Source organism: Leucobacter sp. 7(1) (genome assembly GCF_900163635.1).
In the GTDB taxonomy this organism is placed as follows: domain Bacteria; phylum Actinomycetota; class Actinomycetes; order Actinomycetales; family Microbacteriaceae; genus Leucobacter.
On sequence record NZ_FUID01000052.1, the window covers coordinates 190,256 to 213,047 of the forward strand.

19 protein-coding genes are annotated in these 22,792 nt (G+C 64.7%); 11 read left to right on the forward strand and 8 right to left on the reverse strand.

From position 1 onward, the window contains the following. The first annotated feature begins 156 nt into the window (after nucleotides 1-156). Genes FM113_RS10325 through FM113_RS10335 form a run of 3 tightly spaced genes read left to right on the forward strand, consistent with a single transcriptional unit; the run spans nucleotide 157 to nucleotide 2,897 of the window. Complete coding sequence (locus tag FM113_RS10325) at nucleotides 157-1,053, forward strand: siderophore-interacting protein (RefSeq protein ID WP_087014324.1); 897 nt, start codon at nucleotides 157-159, stop codon at nucleotides 1,051-1,053. 16 nt (nucleotides 1,054-1,069) lie between these two features. Further along, nucleotides 1,070-1,954, forward strand: a complete 885-nt coding sequence (locus FM113_RS10330; RefSeq protein WP_140393337.1) for an AraC family transcriptional regulator — start codon at nucleotides 1,070-1,072, stop codon at nucleotides 1,952-1,954. Further along, complete coding sequence (locus FM113_RS10335; protein ID WP_176387165.1) at nucleotides 1,947-2,897, forward strand: LysR family transcriptional regulator; 951 nt, start codon at nucleotides 1,947-1,949, stop codon at nucleotides 2,895-2,897. Before FM113_RS10330 ends, FM113_RS10335 begins: the two co-directional genes overlap by 8 nt. On the opposite strand, the gene FM113_RS10340 is transcribed toward FM113_RS10335, so the two are convergent. The 4 genes from FM113_RS10340 to FM113_RS10355 form a co-directional block, all read right to left on the reverse strand. Then, a complete protein-coding gene (locus FM113_RS10340; protein WP_087014331.1) occupies nucleotides 2,898-3,551 on the reverse strand; it encodes a hypothetical protein in 654 nt (217 codons plus the stop codon). It abuts the gene before it with no gap. Between the two features lie 134 nt (nucleotides 3,552-3,685). Further along, nucleotides 3,686-5,149, reverse strand: a complete 1,464-nt coding sequence (locus FM113_RS10345; protein ID WP_087014333.1) for a nucleobase:cation symporter-2 family protein — start codon at nucleotides 5,147-5,149, stop codon at nucleotides 3,686-3,688. A gap of 63 nt (nucleotides 5,150-5,212) precedes the next feature. Continuing rightward, on the reverse strand, nucleotides 5,213-6,583 hold the full coding sequence (locus FM113_RS10350; protein ID WP_087014335.1) for an 8-oxoguanine deaminase: 1,371 nt from the start codon (nucleotides 6,581-6,583) through the stop codon (nucleotides 5,213-5,215). A 271-nt stretch (nucleotides 6,584-6,854) separates the two neighbouring features. Further along, nucleotides 6,855-7,691, reverse strand: a complete 837-nt coding sequence (locus tag FM113_RS10355) for an SDR family NAD(P)-dependent oxidoreductase (RefSeq protein WP_087014337.1) — start codon at nucleotides 7,689-7,691, stop codon at nucleotides 6,855-6,857. 373 nt (nucleotides 7,692-8,064) lie between these two features. Between FM113_RS10355 and FM113_RS10360 the strand changes: the two genes are divergently transcribed. From FM113_RS10360 to FM113_RS10375, 4 genes are all read left to right on the forward strand, one after another. Next, the gene (locus FM113_RS10360) at nucleotides 8,065-9,171 is read left to right on the forward strand and encodes a hypothetical protein (RefSeq protein WP_087014339.1); all 1,107 of its coding nucleotides are present in this window, start codon (nucleotides 8,065-8,067) and stop codon (nucleotides 9,169-9,171) included. A 2-nt stretch (nucleotides 9,172-9,173) separates the two neighbouring features. Further along, nucleotides 9,174-10,418, forward strand: coding sequence for a Xaa-Pro peptidase family protein (locus tag FM113_RS10365; RefSeq protein ID WP_087014342.1), 1,245 nt, complete (start codon nucleotides 9,174-9,176; stop codon nucleotides 10,416-10,418). 27 nt (nucleotides 10,419-10,445) lie between these two features. Further along, nucleotides 10,446-11,600, forward strand: coding sequence for a PotD/PotF family extracellular solute-binding protein (locus tag FM113_RS10370; protein WP_087014343.1), 1,155 nt, complete (start codon nucleotides 10,446-10,448; stop codon nucleotides 11,598-11,600). Nucleotides 11,601-11,678: 78 nt separating this feature from the next. Further along, on the forward strand, nucleotides 11,679-12,311 hold the full coding sequence (locus FM113_RS10375; protein WP_087014345.1) for a TetR/AcrR family transcriptional regulator: 633 nt from the start codon (nucleotides 11,679-11,681) through the stop codon (nucleotides 12,309-12,311). Nucleotides 12,312-12,351: 40 nt separating this feature from the next. Here the strand turns inward: FM113_RS10375 and FM113_RS10380 are convergent, their stop codons facing one another. Then, entirely contained in the window at nucleotides 12,352-13,845 is a 1,494-nt protein-coding gene (locus FM113_RS10380) for a hypothetical protein (RefSeq protein WP_176387166.1), read from the reverse strand. Between the two features lie 377 nt (nucleotides 13,846-14,222). Between FM113_RS10380 and FM113_RS10385 the strand changes: the two genes are divergently transcribed. Further along, complete coding sequence (locus FM113_RS10385) at nucleotides 14,223-15,467, forward strand: Zn-dependent hydrolase (RefSeq protein WP_176387167.1); 1,245 nt, start codon at nucleotides 14,223-14,225, stop codon at nucleotides 15,465-15,467. A gap of 60 nt (nucleotides 15,468-15,527) precedes the next feature. Here the strand turns inward: FM113_RS10385 and FM113_RS10390 are convergent, their stop codons facing one another. After that, complete coding sequence (locus tag FM113_RS10390; protein WP_176387168.1) at nucleotides 15,528-16,547, reverse strand: LysR family transcriptional regulator; 1,020 nt, start codon at nucleotides 16,545-16,547, stop codon at nucleotides 15,528-15,530. A 175-nt stretch (nucleotides 16,548-16,722) separates the two neighbouring features. Here FM113_RS10390 and FM113_RS10395 point away from each other — a divergent pair, with 175 nt between their 5' ends. After that, on the forward strand, nucleotides 16,723-18,135 hold the full coding sequence (locus FM113_RS10395) for a YfcC family protein (protein WP_087014409.1): 1,413 nt from the start codon (nucleotides 16,723-16,725) through the stop codon (nucleotides 18,133-18,135). 119 nt (nucleotides 18,136-18,254) lie between these two features. Here the strand turns inward: FM113_RS10395 and ectB are convergent, their stop codons facing one another. Next, a complete protein-coding gene (ectB, locus tag FM113_RS10400; RefSeq protein ID WP_254908959.1) occupies nucleotides 18,255-19,517 on the reverse strand; it encodes a diaminobutyrate--2-oxoglutarate transaminase in 1,263 nt (420 codons plus the stop codon). 924 nt (nucleotides 19,518-20,441) lie between these two features. Between ectB and FM113_RS10405 the strand changes: the two genes are divergently transcribed. Next, entirely contained in the window at nucleotides 20,442-21,173 is a 732-nt protein-coding gene (locus FM113_RS10405; RefSeq protein ID WP_140393339.1) for a hypothetical protein, read from the forward strand. A 138-nt stretch (nucleotides 21,174-21,311) separates the two neighbouring features. Here the strand turns inward: FM113_RS10405 and FM113_RS10410 are convergent, their stop codons facing one another. Beyond that, nucleotides 21,312-21,764 (reverse strand): amidase family protein, encoded by a 453-nt coding sequence (locus FM113_RS10410; RefSeq protein WP_087014357.1) that lies wholly within the window; start codon nucleotides 21,762-21,764, stop codon nucleotides 21,312-21,314. A 328-nt stretch (nucleotides 21,765-22,092) separates the two neighbouring features. On the opposite strand from FM113_RS10410, the gene FM113_RS10415 reads away from it, so the two are divergent. Continuing rightward, the gene (locus FM113_RS10415) at nucleotides 22,093-22,383 is read left to right on the forward strand and encodes a chorismate mutase (RefSeq protein WP_087014359.1); all 291 of its coding nucleotides are present in this window, start codon (nucleotides 22,093-22,095) and stop codon (nucleotides 22,381-22,383) included. Nucleotides 22,384-22,792: the final 409 nt, after the last annotated feature.

The window sequence follows — 22,792 nt, forward strand, 5'->3', positions numbered from 1 at the left end:
CGGTCACAAAAGGCATCACGTCCGTCGAGGCCCTCGCGACTCACGCCCCCAACCTGACCGGATCGTCCAAGGTCCCGCCGCGCAGGTGCATGGATGATCCCGACCGCGGCTGCCAGAGTGAGGTAAGGCTACACTTACCTCAAGCACTGGAGCCCCATGCCCTCGACCACCCCTCCCCGCTTCCTGATGTATCTCGCTGAGGTCATCGCCGCACGCGCCCTTGGCCCCCGCTTCATCCGGATCACCTTTGGTGGAGCCGGTTTGCGTGACTTCGTGTGCTCGGGTATTGCCCCCAAGATCAAAGTATGGCTTCCGCATACCGAGCTCACGCGCCCCGTGACCGCGGCACTCGATGAGATCCGCGCAAACTCAGTGATGCGCACCTACACCGTGCGCGAGCACCGTCCCGAGTGCTCCGAAGTCGACATCGACTTTGTGATCCACGCCGACGGGCCAGCGGGTCGCTGGGCAGCGACGGCTACTCCCGGGCAACTCCTCCTGCTCAGCAACGCAGCCGGATCCGCCGCCGCTTCCGCGGAACGCATGCTCTTCATCGGCGACCCATCATCCCTGCCGGCGATTATGACCGCGCTCCGCGCATTGCCCCGGCAGGCCACGGTTCGTGTGTTGTTGCGCGTGGACGATGCACACGAGCGGTGTGAGTTGGAGGATCCAGCGTCGGGGTTGACCGAGTGGATCACCACGGGCACGGACCCAGCCGCACTCACCGCAGCTGTGCGCACCGAAGTCTCACGTTTCGCACCGCACTACGTATGGGCCGCCGGCGAGGCCGGAACGCTGAAGTCACTACGCCGATACCTGCGCGGGGAGGCCGGATTTACGGCAGCGAGCTCACAGATCGTCGGCTACTGGCGGCGAGACACCCCCGCGGATATCTATGATTCCGAGATCATCGCACGCGCTCAGACGCTCGCCCAGTCGGGCAGGACCCTCAGCCGCCAAGAGATAGACGAGCTCAGCCTCGGCGAACCCGACCCAGCGTCCGCAGCAGATCCGACACCACTCTCCACCACGACCCAGTCTCATCCTTGAAAGCTTGATTGCCACAGTGTTTACACTCTCCGACGCCGAGGTACTCCCCGGCCACTCCGCGCTTATGGCCGCGGAACACATCGCACTGCATCGCGAGATGTGTGCGCACACCCACGATTTTGCCGAGCTCGCACTCATCACTCACGGCACGGGCGAACACTTTACGGAAACCGGCGTGCACCCGTTGCGCCCCCGTACGCTAGTGCTGCTCGGCCCGGACAGCTGGCACTCCTACGGCACCTCACCCGATCTACACTTCACGAATCTCTATCTCACGACCGAGCTCCTAGGCATGGCCGCGGCCCACCCGATGCTCGCCACGACGATGCAGCCGGTCTTGGGAGCGCTCGCGACGCGTGGTTCCGCACTGGCCCGAGAACTCACCGCACCCCAGGCAACCGCACTGCAGCATACGCTCACCCGTATCGCCGAGCGCCCGCAACCCACACTCCTCGGGCAACTGTCAGAGTTCATTGCCCTCATGGATCAGTTGATTCGGTTCTGGGGCACCGCAGCCACGATCGCCACTGCACCGATCGCGCACGAACACGCTGAACTCGGGGGCGACATGCTCCGCTACAGCACTCGCGTCAGCCACGCGGTGTCGCTGCTCCACGATCAGCTCGACCAGCCGTGGACGCTCGCGCGACTCTCGTCGGCACTCAATACCTCAGCGTCTCAGCTCACACGCGCCTTTCGCGCGGACCTCCAGCTCGGCCCCATGAGCTACCTGCAGCGGCTGCGAGCAGAGCGCATGGCCTACCTCCTGCGTACCACACAGCTCACGGTCAGCGCGGCCGGCCGGGCCGTCGGGTGGCACGACCCGGGGTATGCGAGTCGCCGTTTCTCCGCGCACTGGGGCACTTCGCCTGTCAGCTACCGGCAGCGTGTACATGTGTAGCGCGCTGGGCAGCGAAACCTCGCTGGGCCTCCCGGTCGAAATCGATGCGAGCGTGCTGCGCGTGTTCCTCACGGTCTACCGTGCCGGATCGATCGCCGCCGCGGCCAATGAGCTCGGCCTGCCCCGTGCAACGATCTCGGAACGGCTCGCATGGCTTGAGCGACAGCTGGGGACCAGGCTCCTGAATCGCCACATAGCGGGAGTGCACGCGACCTCCCGCGGCACCGATCTGGCACGCCGGGCAGCCGACCTTCTCGAGGCTCCGGGGCTGGGCCCCAAGGACCTTACGTCGGAGCTGGCAGCGTGCCCCCTCACAATCGGCGGACCTGCGGCCTTCCTGTCCGAGGTCCTTCTCCCCGGATTATGTGCGCGCTCCTGCAAGAACCTTGGCGTCGTCGTGAAAGCTGGCCCCGAGTCCGAGCTGATCGCAGCACTCAGGCGCGGGGACCTTGACGCGCTCGTCGCGACGGTGCCCGTGCGCGGACAGGGGCTGCGCTCGGAGGCGTTCTACGCAGAAGAGTTCGTGCTTGTCGGCAGGCCGCATTGGCTGGATCGTGCCGCGCAGGATATTGAGCGCATCCCCGTGCTCGCCTACGGCCCCGAGCTCCCCGTGCTCCGTCAGTACTGGCGGAGCATCTTCGCAGGCTCACCCACTCGTGTAACTCCCCGAGCTACCGTGCCGGATCTGCGGGCGCTGCTTCGGCTCACGATCGATGGTGCCGGCATGAGCGTGCTTCCCAGATATCTCGTTCACGAGCATCTGGAATCCGGCAAGCTCGTCATGCTCCAGGTGCCTGCCGAGGCCCACGCCCGTACGCTGCACCTTGTGGTGCGCACGCCTGGGGGTGACCGGGCCGCAGCTGCGGCGAGCGGGCGGAGCGGCCCTGATGCAGCCGCGGCCGTGCGCAGCGCGGTGCCCGCTAAGCACAGTTTCCTTCGGTGATCAACTCTCGCCCGCTGCCCCCGCCAGTGGCAGCCAGTTCCATTCCCGGCCGTCACCGCAGGACAGAATGACAGGCTCGACGCCCGCCTCGCCGCTCGAGTATTCCACTCCCGCGCGCCACGTCACGGGTTCAAAACCCGCGAGGTCGGGGGAGCTTTTGGGGTACCTAGCCGTAAATGCGCCCGGCGTGAGTTCTGCAGCCGTGTCCTGGGAGAACGCGATCCCCGCCGCAACAGTTCCGGTGATCCCGAGCGCACCGTCCACGTACTCGGTGTACAGCATGACCTGATTGGGGTTGGTCTCACCCAGGTCCAGTCTGAAGTTGAGATCAGAGGTGGGAGTCAGGAGCGCCGGATCCAAGAGGTCACCCGTGAAGGTCACCTCGTACGCCCCTGCGGTCTCGCGCACTTCCGCGGTATCGAGCGTGCCGAAGGCGCCGGTGCTCGTCCCATTGCCAGGGACCCCCGCGTCGTCGTTCGAGAAATCGCAACGCGCCAGCCCAGGCTCGACCTCGACGCCTGCCTCCTGCGCGATTCGCTCCTCAGGGCTCGGGCCATCCGACTGGGGTGCGGGAAGCGAGAGCGGACTGCACGCCGCGAGCGGGAGGAGGGCGAACGTCAGGACAAGTGCGGTGGCATGACGGGGGCGAAGCATGCATCCATTACATCGCATCCGGGCACAGCACATACGCCGGGCACAGCACAGACGCCGGGCACAGCACAGACGCGGGGCACGGCATACTGCCGCACCCCGCGCCGGAACACTGCGATGTATCAGCGCTTCAGTGATCAGTGCGCAGGCTGATCCAGCCGCACTTCGTTGCCTTCGCGATCCACGATCTTCCCGTCGATCACGGAGTCGCCGTCCTCGAACGCTTCCAGATACGCGACGGGGATACTCCGTGTGGGCGCTGCGGCGAGCGCGGACGCATCCTTGCCGGCCCGGCTTCCGAGGTGGTTGAACAGGAGGTTCAGGAGAATTGCGGCGACAGCCGCCGAACTGATCCCGGAGTGGAAGATCGTGTTGAACCAGTCGGGCATCTGATCGTAGATTGTGGGCGCTGCGATCGGTAGCATCGCAATCCCGAGCGAGGCCGCCACAATGATGAGGTTCATGTTGCCGCGATACTCCACTTTGGCGAGGGTCCGGATCCCGCTCGCCGCGACGCTCCCGAAGAGGACAATACCTGCACCACCGAGCACCGGTGTGGGAATTGCGGCAACCACACGCCCCAGTACCGGGAGCAGCCCGAGCACCACGAGCACCGCACCGCCGGCCGTGACCACAAAGCGGCTCTTGACGCCGGTGATCGCCACCAGGCCCACGTTCTGCGCAAATGCGGACTGCGTGAACGACCCGAACACCGGGGACACCGCACTCGAGAGCATGTCGGCACGCAAGCCCGCCGCGATCCGCTTGGAGTCCACCTTTGTACCGATGATGTCGCCGACCGCAATGATGTCCGCGGTGGTCTCCGTGAGCGTGACGAGGATCACGATCAGCATCGAGATGATTGCGGCGATCTCAAAGGTCGGCATCCCAAACGCAAACGGGGTCGGGATCGCGAAGATCGGGCCATCCAGCACACCGCCGAAGTCCACCATTCCCATGAACGCCGCGATGACCGTGCCGATCACCATCGCGAGCAGGATGGCGAGCCGCGAGATCGCCCCGATCGGCATCTTGCTCAGGACAAGCACGACCACGAGCGTGATTGCCGCCAGCAAGAGGTTCTGTTGCGACCCAAAGTCGGGCGCATCGCTGGCCCCGCCCATTGCCCAGCCGGCCGCAACCGGCAGCAGTGTCAGACCAATTGTGGTGATCACCACTCCCGTAACAACGGGCGGGAAGAACCGGATGATCTTCGCGAATACGGGCGCCACGAGGAGCCCGATCACCGATGCGGCGATCACGGAGCCGAGCACGGCGGGAAGCCCGCCGCCGCTCGTGACGATGGCCCCCATCGTGGCCACGCCAGCGAACGATACGCCCTGCACAAGCGGCAGCTGTGAACCGAAGAACGGGACCCCCAGGGTTTGCAGGATCGTCGCGAGGCCGCCCATAAACAGGCAGGCTGTGATGAGTACGCCGATCTCGGCCCCGCTGAGGCCCGCCATCGACCCGATTATGAGCGGCGGGGCGATGATGCCGCCATACATTGTGAGCACGTGCTGCAGCCCGTAGGCGAGCGTGGCTCCGAACGGGAGTCTTTCGTCTTCTGGCCGGTCGACGGCCACGGTGTTCTGGTTCATATCGACCTCTTTGTCGTGTTGGGGTTGGGGTTGGGGTTGGTGCAGAAGGGACTCGGGGCGCGGCTATGCGCGATGGCGGGAGAGCAGGCCGCGGGCGGCCTCGCTGTGGTGGGCAATGAGCTGGGCAACGTCAAGCCCCTCGATCTGGCCGTCGGCGACTCGCCACGTGCCGCCCACCATCACCCTGTCGGCACGCTCTGCACCGCACAGCAGTAGCGCGGCGATGGGATCGTGGCTGCCGGAGAAGCGCAGCTCATCGAGGGTGAACATTGCGAGGTCGGCCTGCATCCCCGGGGCAAGTGTGCCCAGGTCTGAGCGCCCCAGCGCCTTGGCTGATCCGGCGGTCGCCCAGCCGAGTGCACGCTCCGGGGTGACCGCCGCGGCACCGTACCGCAGCCGCTGCAGGTACAGGGCCTGGCGCACCTCCTGGATCATGTTTGATCCGTCATTGGAGGCTGATCCGTCAACGCCGAGTCCGACGGGCGCGCCTGCCTGTTCGAGCTCCAGGGTGCGTGCGATACCCGAGGCGAGACGCATGTTCGAGGTGGCGCAGTGGGACACGCTGGTTCCGGCCGCGCCGAGCCTCGCGATCTCCGCGTCGTCGAAGTGGATCCCGTGCGCGAGCCAGGTGCGATCGGAGAGCCAGCCGACGCTCTCGAGGTAGTCGACTGTGCGCAGCCCGAACGCTTCGCGGCAGAAGTCCTCTTCATCGAGCGTTTCGGCGAGGTGGGTGTGGAGGCGCACGTCGAGGCGTTCGGCCAGGGCCGCAGTGTCGCGCATCACCCCGGTGGTCACCGAGAACGGCGAGCACGGAGCAAGCCCGATCTGGACAAAAGCTCCCTCACCACGCTCATGGTAGGCCCCGACAAGTCGTTCGCTGTCCGCCAGGATCACGTCCGCCTCCTGCACGGTGCTCTGCGGGGGCAGGCCGCCGTCATTCTCGCCGAGTGACATCGAGCCTCGGGTGAGCGTGGCGCGCATCCCAAGCTGACGCACGGCCCCCACCTGCACGTCGATGCCGTCCTCGAGCCCGTTCGGGAAGAGATAGTGGTGGTCGGCCGCGGTGGTGCAGCCCGACAGCAGCAGCTCGGCGAGTGCCGCGGTCGTGGCGAGTTCCAGATCTCGCGGCGTGAGCCCCGCCCACACGCCGTAGAGCCCCTTCAGCCACGGGAACAGCTCCGCGCTGACGACGGGGGTCCAGGCGCGGGTGAGAGTTTGGTAGAAGTGGTGGTGCGTGTTGATCAGGCCGGGGATCAGGACGTGGCGGCTCGCGTCGAACACCTGGTCGACCGGGGTCGCGGGCGCTCCCCCGGCGGGCACGAGTTCGCTGACCCGGGATCCCTCGATGACGATCCCGCCGGCGGCGTCGGCGTCCGTCCCGGTGAAGATCCCGAGCGGGTTCTTGATCCAGAGGCGCGCGGTTGACTGTGGCATGTGCTGACTCCATCCATACGGTGGAACCGACTGCCGGCTCCACGTGGGTGCCAGCTCAGTGTTTCCCTGTCTGCTGATCCAGGTACTCCGTCTTTGGAGTACCCCAGATGTACCACGCACTCGAATGACAAGTCAACGATTTCTCTCGGATCCCGGACCTACAATTTCGCATGTCGGAATAGCGCCCGCATTTCGGTCGCGTTTCGGCCCCCAAACACACGGCAGCCAGGCCCACGAAACGTGGGCCTGGCTGCCGGAGATATGCGGGTGGCTAGCGGTTGAGGTACGCCATGCCGGCCGCGGTGAGATCATCAGTAAAGCTGCCGAGGTTCGTGCTCGTGACGCCGCCATCCACAGGGAGCACCACACCGTTCACAAACTCGGAGAGATCACTCGCCAGGAACACCGCCGCCTTGGCAATATCCTCCGGCGTACCCACGCGACCACTGGGCTGTGTGGGGCCGAGCTTCTCGGAGAGATACGCCACGAACTCGGCGGCGTTTTCCTCGGGGATCCCGAATCCGCGGGACATGATCGGGGTCATGATGATTCCCGGAGCGATCGCGTTTGAGCGAATGCCAAACGGGGCAAGCTCGGGCGTGGCTTGCTTCACGACGCCAACAACGCCGTGCTTTGCCACGGTATAGGCGGCGGCAGACCAGCCGCCCTGGAACGCCGCAGCGGACGCCGTGGAAATAATCGATCCACCCGTACCCTGCTCGCGGAACTGGCGCGCGGCATACTTGTGGCCAAACATCACGGAGCTCGCGAGGAGCGAAAGCGTCTGCTCGAAGCCCTCCTGCCCCAGCTCCATGATCGGCGCCTGATCCCCCTGGGCGCCAGCGTTGTTAAACATGATGTCGAGCTTGCCGAAGCGCTCGACGGTCGCGGCAACGACTGCCTCAATCGCGGCCTCCTGCATCACGTTCGTGTGTGTGTACGCGACACGATCCCCGAGCCGGCCGACAATCTCGGCACCGGCGTCGTCTTGAATATCAGCGATCATCACCTGCGCACCCTCTTCGAGGAAACGCTCGACGGTCGCCAGGCCGATCCCGCTCGTACCCCCGGTCACAATTGCAACCTTGTCAGCCAAAAGTTGAGTCATGGTGTTCTCCCTATGGGCCCCACGCTGCTTGGTCTGCGCCCCGGGCCCCCTCTGGACCAGACCAATTCGCCCAGGGGAAACCCCGAACGCACGCCCCCAGAGTCGAGCCACAAAGACAGGGAATCCGACACGTTTCATGCGCGGACTCAACCCGAACTATCCGGGCCACCCAGATGCGTTAGCTTAATCATAGCCTATTCAAAAACACCTGACCAGAGTGCATTTTCACACAATCACCTACTACCGCAACCGAGGCGACACCCCGAGCCCTCCCACGGGCTGCTCGGGTCAAAAAATTCTCGCCGCGCTCTTGATCTAAATTAAATTTAGTGTAGCTTGGCTGCAGATCGTCCGTCGCTGTGGAGGGAACGCTATGACCGAAAAGCTCACTGTCTTCTGGGATGAGCGCGTGCTGCTGAACGACACGGGCACCGCGTTCGGAGAGGTTCCGGCATCGCCCCTGCTCGACGTCACTGAAGCGCACGTGGAAAACGCGGACCGAGTGCGCAACATGCGGGCTGTACTACGCAACGGCCCGCTCGCGGACCGCATCGAGTGGCGCGATGGCCGTCTCGCCTCTCACGACGAGCTGCGCACCGTACATCCCGAGGAGTACATCCGGGAGGTTGCAGACTTCATCACGCGCGGCGGCGGGTACATCGAGTCCAACACGGTGCTCTCGGAGGAGGCCTGGCCGGCCCTCCTCGCGGCAGCTGGCACCTCACTCGCCGCAGTCGACGCGGTGCTCACCGGCGACACGTCCCTCGCCTACGCGCTCGTTCGGCCGCCCGGGCATCACGCCCAACCCCAGCAAGCCGAAGGCTACGGCGTGTTCAATCACGCGGCGCTCATGGCGGAACGTGCCCGCGCGGCGGGCCTCAAGCGCATCGCCATCATCGACTGGGATACGCACCACGGCAATGGCACGCAAGAGTGTTTCTACACCCGTTCGGATGTCCTGTACGCCTCGCTCCACATGCGGCACGGCACGTGGAGCGCGACCCACCCACAGACCGGATCCCCCGCGGAAATCGGAGTTGACGGCGGTATGGGGTTCAACATCAATATGGAGTTGTCGCTGGGGGCCGGGGACGCAGCCTACCGCGCGGCGATCGATCAGGTCATCGCCCCGGTGCTTCGTCAGTATCATCCCGAGCTCATCATCTGCTCGTCCGGACAGGACGCGAGCGCGGTCGACCCGAACGGGCGGCAAGCGCTCACGATGGACGGGTTCCACGCGATCGGATCGCGAATGCGGGAGCTCGCCGACGAGCTCACCGATGGACGCCTCGTCCTCGTCCAAGAGGGCGGCTACCACCTCTCCTACGCCGCGTACTGTCTCCACGCCACCTGCGAGGGGCTGCTCGGCCTCGCCCCCGAACTCGACGATCCCGTCGGGTATCTCCCCGATGATCCGCGCCACGGCGACGCAGACATCCGTCTTGCACAGAGCTATCTCGCTCGATTCTGGAGGTTCTAACAATGTCCGCACACAGGCTCTCATTCAAAGAACAGTTCCTCGCGACCGCGTATCCCGAGACCGATCTCGGGTTCTCGATCGGCGAGTACCGTGCCCGGCACCGTCGGCTCCGCGAGGCAATGTCCACAGCCGGCATCGACGTCCTGTACCTGTCCTCCCCCGAAGCCATCTGCTGGGCGACCGGGTATCAAGCCGAGTGGTATCACGGCCAGTCACCCACGATCTGGCCAGCGTTCAGCGGTGTGGCGATCCATGTTGATCATGACAACTGGATCCACTTCGAGACCGGAGACGAACTGCTCCTGACACGGATCACCTCGGTCTCCGAGGACGTCCGCGTCAGCGGCGACACCGACGTGCTGGAGAGCATCATCGGTGAACTCACCGCCGAGCGCTGGGTGACGGATGGTGCGGTGATCGGGCTCGAGAAGGGAAGCTATCGCCCGAACCCGAACCAGAGCGCCGAGTTTCAGGCCGCGATCGAGGCTGCGGGAGGGCGCGTTGTGGATGCAACGGCGCTGACCCGTGGCGTTCGCCGAGTCAAGAGCCCGCAGGAGCTCTCCCACGTGCGCACCGCGCAGCGTATCGCCGACATCGGCATGCAGGCGGCCCGCGACACGCTCCGCGCGGGCGTCACCGAGCTCGACGTGTACGCGGAGATCGTCTACGCGATGGCCAAGGCGGGCGGGGAGAACCCCGGGATCACGATGCCGGTCTCCTCGGGTGCGAAGAGCGCCTGTGTGCACGGGCTCGCCTCGCGGCGCAAGATCATGCCCGGTGACATCGTCAACGTCGACGTCAGTGGCGTGTTCTATCGCTACCACGCGAACATGGCCCGGACCTTCTCAGTGGGTGAACCCGATCCGCAGATTGCGGACTACATCGATCGCTCCCTCGACGCGCTTGAGCTTGTCCGCACGCATCTGAAGTCGGGCGCGAGCGCGGCGGAACTGCTCGCACAGTTGCAGGATCACTACGAGGAGCGTGGCCTCTGGGAAAACCGCTGGTGGGTGGGCGGCTACGAACTGGGAATCGCGTTCCCACCCGACTGGGTGGGGGAGTTCGTGTATGACGAAGACGCTGACTCGGCCGCCCGGTTCGTGGCGGGAGAGGTCCTCAACTACGAGGCAAACTTTTACCTCCCGAAAAACGCGGGTCTCACGATGGGGATCAACACCCTCATCGTCGCGGAGGACGGCGCGGAGTTCTTGCAGAGCACGCCCAACGAGTTTTTCATCATCGACTAGCGCTGCCCCAGAGACAAAGGACCACTCATGACCGATCACCGAAGGATCTCAGAATTCGCACTTTCTCGGCGTAGTCTCCTGAAATACAGCCTGGGGATCGGGGCGGGCCTGGGGGCCACGTCCCTGCTGACATCGTGCGCTGCCCCACGATCCGACGCCGCCGAACTCAACTGGGGTAACTGGACCTACTACCTCGACTACGATCCGGAATCCGGAACGTTTCCCACACTCGAGGAGTTCACCGCGGCATCCGGCATCGCGGTGAACTATTTCGAGGACATCGATGACAACAACACGTTCAACGCCGTCGTGAAGGATCAGCTCCAGCTCGAGCAGGACATTGGCTACGACACCGTTGTCGTAAGTGACTGGCTGATCGCGCGCTGGCATGCCGCCGGGCAGGTGCAAGCGCTCGACCACGCACGCATGCCGAACCTCGCGAATCTCAAGCCGGCCTGGGCCGCCCCGAGTTTTGACCCCGAGCGGAGCTATTCAGTCCCCTGGCAGGGCTTCATGACGGGAATCGCGGTGCGCAAGGAGTACGCGAAGCACGTTCGCACCCTTGACGACCTCCTGAACCCGATCTTCGAGGGGCGCGTCGGCATGCTCACCGAGATGCGCGACACCGCAGGCCTCATCATGTTGCAGCAGGGCGTCGATATCGAGTCCTCAGACTGGGGTGACGCCGAGTTCGAGAACGCCATGACGTGGCTGAGTCGCAACCTGAGCGACGGCAAGATTTCCGCGGTGAAGGGCGGATCATTTGTGCAGGATCTCGTCAGCGGAGCGTCGATCGCGACGCTCGCCTGGGGCGGGGAGATCGACGTCTTAAACGCGGAGAACGGCGACAAGTGGGAGTTCATCGTGCCGGAGTCGGGCGGAAACACCGATGTGACCTCGTTCACGGTGCCCAACGGCTCGAAGCGGGTGCGCGAGGTGGAGCAGCTCATCGACTACTACTACGATCCGGAGATTGCGGCACGCGTGGCTGCGACCGTCGGGTACATCACGCCGGTCGAGGGTGCCCGCGAGGCTATGGAGCACGTCGATCCGTCGTTGGTTGATAACCCACTGATTTTTCCGGACGCGGAGTTGCAAGCGCGCCTCAAGGTTTTCCGCGCGCTCAGCTCGAACGAGGAGTCGCGCTACGCACAACAGTTCGCACGCGTGCTCGGTACGTAGTGATGGCGCGGGCAGCGGCACCTGAGTCCGCGTAGAGTTACAACAGCACATCGCTGAGAGGTTGAGGTTTCCCCCGAAATGAATCGCAAAGCGCAACTGCAGAGCACAGCCGAGCGCGAGCTTGTCGCGCACGGGCTCCGCTCGTTCAAGCTGAAGGGCATCGCGTCGGCGGCGGGGGTCACCCCCGCCGCGATCCTCTACCACTACCCCGATATCGACGTGCTCGTGCAAGAGATCTACGAGGAGGCGAGCCAGCGCTGGCACCGTCACAGACTCGATACCTTGGACGGGGTCAGCGATCCGGTTGCGGCGCTGATCACGCTCATCGAGAGCGGCATGCCCACCTCGCCGGCGGACGCATCGGTGCGTCTGTTGTGCGAGCTCGAGGGGATCTCGGTGCGCGATCCTGGGTATGCGAGCCTCATGCAGCAGCTGTTCGACGCGCAGGTGTCGCTCTACCAAGACGTGCTTGAGAACGGCGTTCGCTCAGGACAGTTCATCATGCATATTCCGGTCATCGACGCGGCCCGATCGCTCGTAGCCTTGGAAGACTCGCTCTCCTACTACATCCTGAATCAGCACCCCGAGCTCGACGCGCCCGCGTGCGTTGCGATCGTCGCGAACGCAGCGGGGGCCTTCGCAGGAGTCGCACTCCGCATGGTCGAGGGAAGCCTCCGCTTGGAGGGCGAAGGCACCGCCGCAGCGCGCTGAGGCGGCTCGCCGCGGCCTACTGAATGCCGCGATCCGGCGCTCACGGCCGCGCATTCCACGCGTCAACAAACGGACGCCCGTCCCGGGCCGCGCGTTCGGTGAGCTCCGCCGAGGTCAGCTGCTCCGCTGCAGTGACGCAGAACGAGCCCCGCTGCGCTGCATCAACGCAGACCCGATCCCCCGGTTCCGCGAGCGCTTTCAGCTGGCGCGCGTAGGCGGCAAGGTCCGCATCGTTTGGCGTGCCGCTCGTCACAATTTCAATCGAGAACCCCGGGGACAGTACGACCCGGGCCACCTCGCCACGTTCCCCGAGCGCGATCGCGGTCGCCGCCTGCTCGGTGAGCGCACCCGGGTCACCCTGAATCGCGAGCATGGGCTCGGCTGCCGGGCCCACACGGATCGTCACCGGGCCGAGCCCGTCTGCGATCGTCACCGGGCCGAGCCCGTCCGTGGCGGCGCTCCCGTCCACTGCGGCGGCGATGTCGGCGAGACGCTGCGCGTCGGCGGCACCGATCTGGAGTGCTCGGTCGTCGGTCCACAGGGATTCGATGCCTGCCCTGGCATCCGCCGGGAGAGCCGCGAGCAGCGTTCGGGCCGCTCCCCCAGTTGCCCCGGGAAAGAGCGTCACCAGATCGCTCTGGAAATACACGCTCCCGCCGTCGCCGTGCTGCAGCGTCGCGCGGGCGAGCCCCTCGGCGCGCTCAAGGTCCGCCTCGCTGGCGAGCGTCACCGTCACCGCGGAAGGATCGGCCTCGAACGCGGTGAGCGGGACTGCCGCACGGAGCGCCGCGTATCCTGCACCCGCTCGCTCGAGCCACGGCCCGGGGACACCCGTCAGCACAACGCGCTCCGCGGCGCTCGGTGCCGTCGCCACGGTCACTTCCGGCACCCTGCCGAGCGTCGCGAACAGCTCTGGTGATTCTCCGAGCAGCGCGAACGCCGCCCCGCTATCGGCGGCTTCGAGCCGTGCTGAACTGGCCGCATTCGTGAAGTTCTGCGAGCTGAAGCTGCCTGCCTCCACGCGCGCGTCCCCGCGAAGCTCCGCAACTACTCCCAGGAGCGCGTCACCCGCCTGCGCGTCCATGAGCACCGGGAACCGCCACCCATCGAGCAGCAGGGTAATCCGCACGCGCGACGGCTCCCCCGAGACGGCCTGATCCGCCGCGGTGGTGCCGTCGACTGCACCGTGCTCCGCACCAAACTCACGCACACGATCCACGACCGTACGCAGTTCCGCATCGTCCAGATCGCTGCGCAGCGTCACCTCGCCACCCACGCCGCCCGTGAAGGGCATGTTGTCCGCACTGGACAGATCGAGGTCGACAACTGCGGGATCCCCCGCAAACTCACGTGTGAACGCAGCATGGGTCCCGTCCCCGGTCATGCACCCCGACAGCACCGTGAGCAGCAGGCCGCAGAACAGCGGACCGCCGAGCCATGCACGAAGCCAGAACCTCGCACTGCGTCGCCCACGCCGTGGGTGGATCGCCAGGCTCACGTTGCCTCCCCGGTTCCCGCGCGGCACAGCTGCCACTCCAGCGATTATTTCACTTGCGGTGCACCGCATTGTGTCGGGCATCTCGGGGTGTTCGTATCCATTCAGGAGGAGATTGTGCTCGTGATGTTGGGGGCTCGATGTTGGGGTTGCGGCCCTCCCATCGGCGATCCTGCGCGCGCCGGAACGAAGAACGGATCTCCATCATGCCGATCCTGCACGCCCGGTGCGCACGGCCGCTGCGCACGGCACGTCAACATAGTCACTATTCCGACGTGCACGGAAAACACGATGGCCCGGCACCCGAGACAGCGCTTAGTTTGGCTTCGTTCGCAGTCGTCCGGAGGGCAACCGCGAATTCTTTCCCCTCTCCCGCTCGGCGGGGAGAGGCCCAGCCAGATCAATGGAGGCGAAACGTGAGTTTCACAATAGATGCACAGGAGCTCGAAGCCCGGGTATCTCAGCTCGGCGCGGCAGGCCGAACGGAACACGACGGACTCTTTCGGCCCGTCTACTCCGCGGGGTGGTTCGAAGCCCGCGACATCCTCTCCGAGTGGATGAACGATGCCGGGCTCGAAACGCGAATTGACGCGGTGGGGAACCTCATCGGTACGCTCAAGGGCGCAGATTCTTCCGCTCCGGTTGTCCTCACCGGATCCCATTTTGATACCGTCCGAAACGCCGGCATGTTTGACGGCGCACTCGGGGTTGTGGCCGCGATCTCGGCGGTGAAGGCCCTGATCCGAGATCAGAACCAACGCCCGGAACACTCGATCGAGGTGGTGGCATTTTGCGAAGAGGAGGGCAGCCGGTTCCCGCTCTCGATGCTCGGTTCTCGGTCGATGTTTGGAAAGCTCGCGCGTGAGGACGCGGCGGGGCTCCGCGATGAGGACGGTGAACTCCTGACCGATGTGTGGAACCGACACGGCATGTCTCTCGACGGGGTGCTCGCCAATACTCGCGACGACGTGGGGATGTTCATCGAACTGCACGTGGAACAGGGAGGCACCCTCGAAGACCTCGGAATACCTGTGGGGGTTGTTTCCAGCATCGTCGGCCAGGTCACCGCATCCGTAACAATTTCCGGGGAACAGAATCATGCCGGAACAACAACCATGCTGAAGCGAAAGGACGCGCTCGCTGCCGCCGCGGAGGTGATGGTGCGGCTGGAGCAGCTCGCGCTGCGCGATCCACTCGCCGTCGTGACCGTCGGAACTCTCGAATGCACGGGTTCAGCGAACGTGATCCCCGGCCACGTTCGGCTCACGTGCGATGTTCGTCACCCCCAGTCGAGCGCACTTCGCGCGCTCTGGACGGAGATCCAACAGGAAATCGCGTCCGTTGCCGTCACGCGTGGGGTTCACCACGCCTTCGCCGAAGAGTTCATTGACAACGCCACGGATATGGATGAATCGGTCGTCACGCTCATCCAAGGGCTGGCAACCGATCTCGGAATACCGACCGCCACCCTCCACAGCGGCGCCGGCCATGATTCGCAGATCACGGCGCGTGAAGTGCCGACGGGCATGATCTTCACCCCGAGTCGCGGAGGCATCAGCCATAGCCCTGAGGAGTGGACAGACATCGAGGACATTGTTCCCGCGACAACGCTGCTCACAGAAGTGCTGTGGACCGCCGCCAATCCGCGCCGGGTTCGCTAGAGACGACACCATGGGGCTCCAGAGACGGTGCGACACCACCGTCTCTGGAGCAGACTGTCCTCAATGCTCGTCGAGATCCTTCAGCTCACTCATGCTGAGGCGGATCTCTTCGATCACGTGTTTCACGGCAAAGGCGAGCCGTTCCCGTTCTCGCAGCTGCCGCGGAGTTTGCACCTCTGATGGCAGCATCGCGGAGGATCGCCGGCGGCTCAACAGGTAGATTTTCCGTGTGAGTCGGGAGGGATCAATGCGAGCCCTGAATACCCCAGCCGACCGGTCAATGGCGCTTTCCGGGAGCACCGCGACGCCCATACCGGATTCGATCATGCGGATCACCGCGGCATACTGACTCGTGCGCGCGCCGACAATAGGTTCAAAGCCGAACTCCGCGCACAGCTTCCGAGTCTGGAGATCGAAGTAGTCGAGCGGGTCGCCGCCGAACACCCACGGCTCATCCCGGAGCTCGGCGAACAATTCGTCGACGGTGAGTGTCTGCTGCGCGAGCCTGTGAGTGGCGGGTAGGCACAGCCAGACAGGCTCCAAGTACAAAAGCGAAACATCAATGTCAGGCGCATCGTGTGGGGGAAGGTCACTTTCCGCAAAGACGATTGCGAGGTCAAGGTCGCCCTCGAGAATTCGTCGCTGAATGATTGCGGACTCGTCCACGGTGATCTCCAGGCGCGGCTGGCTACCATCAGCCTGCGCATGCTGCCACTCGGGACGCTGGGTGACCCGTGAACTGATCAGCGGAAGGATCCTGGATCCAATTGTCGGGAACGCACCCAGCTTGACGCTGAGCTGGTCTTCACGCTGAGCCGCCACGATCTCCTGCTGCAGGCTGTCCCAAATACGCAAGATATCGGCGCCGTGCTGCCGGGCCAGCATGCCCATCGGGGTGAGATGTGATCCCGTTGGCCCTTTCTCGACAAGAGGCGCTCCGAGAGCGCGCTCGAGTCGCGCGAGGTGATGATGCACGGTGGGTTGGCTCCAGCCCAGGGATTCGGCGGCACGTGCCACAGATCCGGTCCGCGCCACGGCTTCGATTGCACGGAAGTTCCTGAGTCCGACGGCATCATCCACGCGGCTCACACTACAGGCTGCCCGGCAGGCGGTCACGACGAAGCCGTGCATAGATTCTATGCACGGCTGCACGTGTTCCGGGATGGCCGGTCGCGGTCAAACCGCATTGAATCGTCTCGGAGAGCCGCCAGACCGGGGCTCGGAAAGAGTGATCATGGAGCAGGCAGTGACAACGATGTCAGACGCGAAGGTGCAGACCCCTCGGAGGCGTCGGCTTCAGATCCCTCACGTGTACGTCATCATCCTCGGAATCATCGCGCTCGCTGCGATCCTCACCCATTTCATCCCGGCCGGGGCGTTTGATCGGGTTGAGATCGCGGGCCGAGACACCGTTGTTGAGGGGACGTATCATCCGGTCGACGCACACCCCGCGACGCCATGGACGGCGCTGACCGCCATCTACAACGGAATGATCGGTGCCTCAGGCATCGTCTTCTATATCTTCATCATTGGAGCGTCGTTCGGCGTGCTTCGCGCGACGGGCGCAATCGATGCGGGGGTCAGCGCGATCGCGCAGAAGCTCCGGGGGCGTGAGATCCTCTTTATCCCCGTGTTCATGACACTGTTCTCGCTCGGCGGTGCCATGCTTGGCCTCGCGGAAGAGTCCATCATGTACATCGCCATTCTGGTGCCAATCGCGGTCGCGCTGGGCTACGACTCGATCGTTGGTGCTGCCGTGGTGCTCCTGGGCGGTAGCGCGGGCTTCACTGCGGCATTCATGAACCCGTTCACTGTCGGTATCGCGCAGGGCCTCGCGGGTCTGCCCATTTTCTCGGGTATCGGGCTCCGGATCACGTTGTGGGCCGTTCTTCTCACGCTGTCTACGACGTTTGTGATGCTGTATGCCCGCCGAATCAAGAAGGACCCCGCCCGGAGCGTGCTCTGGGGCGCAGATACGCTCGCCGAAGAAATTCGGACGCAGTCCGTTGGGGTCGCCCCTGTATTCACCACGCGCCACAAGACCGTGCTGCTTGTCTTGGCCGCGACGCTCGTGACTCTCGCTGTCGGAGTCACCGCGTTCGGATGGTTCCTGCCCGAGCTCTCAGCACTCTTCATTTTGATGGGAATCTTGGTGGGCGTGATCGCCCGGCTGGGTGCAAACGGCACCGCCGAAGCGTTCATTTCCGGTGCGAGAGAAATGGTGATGGGCGCGCTTGTCGTCGGGCTGGCGTATGGCATTCTTGTTGTGTTTCAGGACGGCCGGATCCTCGACACACTACTCGTGGGCCTCGCTAGCGCCATCAGCGCGCTCCCCGGGACTGTCGCGGCAGTCGGGATGTTCTTCGTTCAAGGACTCATCAGCTTCCTTGTCCCCTCGGGAAGTGGCCAAGCTGCGCTCACGATGCCCATCCTCGCACCGCTTGCGGACATGGTGGGAGTCACTCGCCAAACCGCGGTCCTGGCCTACCAGCTCGCGGACGGGATCGGGAACATGGTGTTCCCCACAGCCGGATTCTTCATGGCGTCGCTTGCCGTAGCGCGGATCTCCTGGAGCAAATGGGTGAAGTGGGTGTGGCCGCTGCTACTCGCCCAGACAATCGTCGCGGTCCTGGTCATCGCGATCGCCCACATGATCGGCTACAAGTAGTCGCCGCTCCGTCGGGAGCTCAGCTGCAGCTGAGCTCCCGACCCTGGCCGCTCAGGTGAGCGGCACTGCGCCGCAACGCCCTCGCCACAGTGAGGCGAGGGCGTCGCTCTGAGCGCGAGCTACGCGCCGACCGCGCGCAGCGACTCCCGAACAATCGCGAGTCCTGCGTCGAGTTCTTCGGCCGTGATCGTCAGTGCCGGGAGGAACTTCAATACCTCGTCGGAACCACCGGAGGTCTCAATGACGAGACCGTGCTCGAACGCCGCAGCGGAGACCGCACCCGCGAGCTCGGGGCGACTCACCGAGGCCAGGCCGTACATGAGGCCGCGCCCACGGACCACGAAGCCTGCCTCCGGGAACTCTGTGGCGATGGCGTCGAGCGCCGTGCGCAGCTGCGTGCTGCGCTCCGCGATCTGCTCCACGAATGCGGTGTCCGCCCAGTAGGTGTCCAGGGCGGCCCGGGCGCTCACGAAGGCCAGGCTGTTGCCGCGGAAGGTGCCGGTGTGCGCGCCGGGCTCCCACACGTCCACCTCGGGGCGCATGAGCAGCAGCGACATCGGCAGTCCGGAGGCGGAAATCGACTTGGAGACGGTGACGAGGTCGGGGACGATGCCCGATTCCTCGAAGCTGAAGAACGCTCCGGTGCGGCCCACGCCCGCCTGAATATCGTCGACGATCAGCAGGATGCCGTGGGCGGCCGTCAGCTCGCGGAGGCGCTGCAGCCACGCGGGGCTCGCCACGTTGATGCCGCCCTCGCCCTGCACGGTCTCCACGATCACGGCGGCGGGCAGGTCCAACCCGGATCCCGGATCGGTGAGCATCTTCTCGAACAGGTCAAGGGTGTCGAGGTCCGCACCGAGATAGCCGTCGTAGGGCAGTCGCGTGACCCCACCGAGGTCGATGCCCCCGGCGCGTCGATACTTGGCGTTGCCCGTGGCGGCGAGCGCCCCGAGACTCAGCCCGTGGAAGCCGTTCGTGAAGGCGACGACGTTGGAGCGGCCGGTAGCCTGGCGCGCAACCTTGAGCGCCGCCTCCACCGCATTCGCTCCGGTCGGCCCTGTGAACTGCATTTTGTAGTCCAGGCCGCGAGGTTCCAGGATCCGGCGCTCGAATGCCTCGATGAAGTCCCGCTTCGCCGAGGTCGCCATGTCGAGCCCGTGCAGGATCCCGCCGTCGCGGAGGTAGTCGATCAGCGGCTCGGTCAGCTTGGGGTTGTTGTGCCCGTAGTTGAGCACGCCGGCACCCGCGAAGAAGTCGAGATAGTCGCGGCCGTCCGCAGTGCTGAGCACCGAGCCGTTCGCGCGTTCAAAAAGCACGGGGAACGAGCGGATGTACCCCCGGACCTCAGATTCGCGGCGGTCGAAGGCTGCTAGTTCACTCACGTGCGTCTCCCCAAAATGGCCGTTGTCGGCCAGCGAGTTGGGCCGGGCCCCGCGCCAGGTGATCCCCCGACCGGCGGGTGCGCGACCGTCCCGGCTGCGGATGTGCTCCGGGATCATCCCAGGTTACCGGGCGTTGCCTGGTCGAGGCATCTTTTGCGCCGAGAGACCGGACGGATGCTCACCCTTCCCCGGCGGGGCTGATCGACTCTCGGCAGCGGGACCCCCGGGACACTCGTGTGGTGAGACGGGGCGGGATCACCAAAGCGAGCGCGAGAACACGCTTCACCTTGCCTGCGACCACCGGCGCGCACAGCGTGTGCTGAGTACATTCGAGCGAACCCTACTCAAGCCTCGGCCTGGAGATGACCACGAGACCCGGGCTGACTGCTCAGCCTCAAATATGAAAACCCGGGTATCAAGTTCTGCAGACCATGAGTGTCCACTCAAATCTGGTGCCAAGTTCGCGCACACAATCGGGGACCAAGGCGTCCGCAATATTACTCTGCATTCGGAAGCACGAGTTGCTGCGGGCTACGCGCATTCCCGGAGGGGCAAACGGGCCGGGGCATTGCAACACCTCGAAGGAGAAGCATGACAGTGCTGGGCCGAAATCACCCTCGTTCGTTCACGATGAGACTCGCAGTATTAGCGTCGTCCCTGGTGGTGCTCGTGGGGTCACTGTGGGGGCTCCTCCCGGCTGCGGCGCAGGCCGCACCCCCTGAACTCCGAGCTGAGGAGCCCCTGGACCCTGAATACACGTGTCCTCCCATCGATGTCGACGTCCAGTTCAACTTCACCTTTGAAGGCACACTGAAAAAGATCCAGTGTGAGCACCTGGAGAAAGGGAGCTCCGTCGACTTCCAGGCACTCCTTAAACCCCCGGAAGGGTTTCGATTTTCTCGAACTTGGGACCAGGAAATCTACGTGGACATCACCAAGTCGGGGCTCTACAGGAACGACATCCCGCTGGAATATCTCCCCCATCAGGTAACCATCTCCTACGTATTCTCCGGCACCGAGGTCGCTACGCAGGCCTTCCCCGAAGTTGAGCATCGGGCAACCATCGATGAGCCCCAGCTCACAGTCCCCACGAACTACCAGCTCGCCGAGCCGTTCGAACCGGTAGAGGTCACGAGCGATCTCTCACTCACGCTTGAGCTTGTCCGCGCACTCTACGACGTGACCGTTGCCTACACCGAAAACGGTGTCCCGGTAGCCACGCAGTCCTTCCCCGGACTCGAACCGGAGTCAACAATCGTCTCAAACCAGTTGGTAGTTCCGGAGGGGTACCTCCTTGCGGGCCCCTTTGCGGACTACACCGTCACGGGTCACGCGCGCATTGAAGTTCCGGTTCTCGCGCAGAGCACGGACCCCGATGACGATGATGATGACGACGCGGACGACGACGAGGACAAAGACAAAGACAAAGACAAAGACAAAGACAAAGACAAAGACAAAGACAAAGACAAAAAAGAGGACACGACCCAGCCCATTCTCACCTCGCCACCGGCGGGCACCACAGTTCCGGCGCAGCCGACACTCGCGCAGACCGGCGCTCCCGCGCTCGTTGGCCTGGTGACGCTCGGTACGCTCCTCACCGCGGCCGGCACGGGTGCCGCTATGAGCGCCCGGCGGCGACGGACTCCAGACGCCTAGCGCTCCGCCCTGTCCCTCATGACACCCGCACAGAACGACGGGCCACGCGTCGCGTGCCGTCGACGCTGAGGCCTCGGCGGGACAGCGGTGGGGTGCCGCGCAAGCCGCGCGGCACCCCACCGCTCCCCCGAGCGGGGATCACTCGAACGGGTACCGCATAGGATCCGTCAGCTCTTCAACGATCGATGAGACCTCGAACACGGTCGCCTCATCGAATGGCGCTCCAACGACTTGCACACTCGTCGGCACGCCCGTGTCGGAGACCCCCGTGGGCACCGCCACCACAGGGCACCGGTTTGCAATGTTGAACGGCGTCCGGAGCGTCCCGGCGAGGTAGTGCGCAAAGTGCGTCCCATCGACGCTAAATCCGTCGAGGTAGTTCTCCTCCGCGGCGAACATCTCCAGGCCCGTCGTGGGGGTGATCAGCGCGTCATAGCCGGACATGGTGCGGTCAAGCTCACGTTGAATCGCGCCGTCCTTGACGAGCGAGTCCACCAGGGTACCCCGCCCCGCGTACTCGCTCCCGAGCGCCGCGAAGGCCTGCGCGTAGGGGGAAAGCTTGGACGCGTCGCCCCTGACCTGGTCAAGCATGGCGTGTGCCCCATGATCAAGCCGAAGTGCGTGAATGCGGTGTCCAGGATCTGATCGATCGCCCACTGGGGCTGAACCACCTCGGCGATCGCCCCCGCAACCTCGAGCCGCGCGATCAGGCACGCCACGTCGGCGACGCGTCGTCCCGCAGTCCCGAAGCCCCGGTACCAGTCCGCGTTGACCGGCGGGGCTCCGGATTCAATTCGGGAGACCTGAGCACCCCCTTGCCGGTTGGGGCCGTACTGAGGGGTGCCGATCAGCCCTCGACTCGATTTGGTTCTCCAACATCGCAGGAATCACTTCCCAGGTAATCGCTAAGCTCGACCGCATGACCGAAGCTGCAACGCCGAGCATCGAAGAAGTTCGGAATGAGATCGACGCACTCGATACCCGGATCGTGGAGCTCATCGCCGAGCGTCAACAATGGGTACTCGCTGCAGGTTCCCTCAAGAAGGATGAGCGGGCGGTGCGCGCCCCGGATCGCGTGGAGCAGGTCATCCTCAAGGTTCGCGGCCTCGCGGAACAGGCTGGCGCATCGCCAGAGGTCGTCGAACAGGCGTACCGTGCGATGATTGCGGCGTTTATCGAGCTTGAGCTCGCGCACCACCGGGCAGGCTAGAGGCTTTTCCCCACGTTTGAGATGAGTGGTCCGCCATTGGGACTGGCCTGAATTTGACCTGGCTTCCTGCAGCCTGCTGCGCAGGTTCCACAATGCCTTCCACCCCACCGCGCGATCGCGAGAAGAACCCCAGAATTCGCGTACACCCTGATCCCGAAGGCCGCACCCACACGGCCAGACTCACCAGACACCCGGCAAGTCAGACACCTGGCAAGTCAGACACCTGGCAAGTCAGACACGACATCGTTGACACCGGAGGAAGGGTCTGATGCAGGAACAGGTGACATCGAACGTGGCTAGCCGAGAGGGCTGGCCTGGAAGGATGTCATCATGCCCAAGCCGTTCCCCAAGGAGTTCCGCGACGACGTGATCCGCGTTGCGGAGAACCGTGATCCAGAAGTCACGCTCG

Coding starts and splice junctions, on each gene's coding strand:
- FM113_RS10335 (WP_176387165.1), top strand. CDS start 1,947: ATGTGTAGCGCGCTGGGCAGCGAAACCTCGCTGGGCCTCCCGGTCGAA.
- FM113_RS10340 (WP_087014331.1), bottom strand. CDS start 3,551: ATGCTTCGCCCCCGTCATGCCACCGCACTTGTCCTGACGTTCGCCCTC.
- FM113_RS10370 (WP_087014343.1), top strand. CDS start 10,446: ATGACCGATCACCGAAGGATCTCAGAATTCGCACTTTCTCGGCGTAGT.
- FM113_RS10375 (WP_087014345.1), top strand. CDS start 11,679: ATGAATCGCAAAGCGCAACTGCAGAGCACAGCCGAGCGCGAGCTTGTC.
- FM113_RS10365 (WP_087014342.1), top strand. CDS start 9,174: ATGTCCGCACACAGGCTCTCATTCAAAGAACAGTTCCTCGCGACCGCG.
- FM113_RS10360 (WP_087014339.1), top strand. CDS start 8,065: ATGACCGAAAAGCTCACTGTCTTCTGGGATGAGCGCGTGCTGCTGAAC.
- FM113_RS10395 (WP_087014409.1), top strand. CDS start 16,723: ATGTCAGACGCGAAGGTGCAGACCCCTCGGAGGCGTCGGCTTCAGATC.
- FM113_RS10410 (WP_087014357.1), bottom strand. CDS start 21,764: ATGCTTGACCAGGTCAGGGGCGACGCGTCCAAGCTTTCCCCCTACGCG.
- FM113_RS10415 (WP_087014359.1), top strand. CDS start 22,093: ATGACCGAAGCTGCAACGCCGAGCATCGAAGAAGTTCGGAATGAGATC.
- FM113_RS10355 (WP_087014337.1), bottom strand. CDS start 7,691: ATGACTCAACTTTTGGCTGACAAGGTTGCAATTGTGACCGGGGGTACG.
- FM113_RS10350 (WP_087014335.1), bottom strand. CDS start 6,583: ATGCCACAGTCAACCGCGCGCCTCTGGATCAAGAACCCGCTCGGGATC.
- FM113_RS10345 (WP_087014333.1), bottom strand. CDS start 5,149: ATGAACCAGAACACCGTGGCCGTCGACCGGCCAGAAGACGAAAGACTC.
- FM113_RS10325 (WP_087014324.1), top strand. CDS start 157: ATGCCCTCGACCACCCCTCCCCGCTTCCTGATGTATCTCGCTGAGGTC.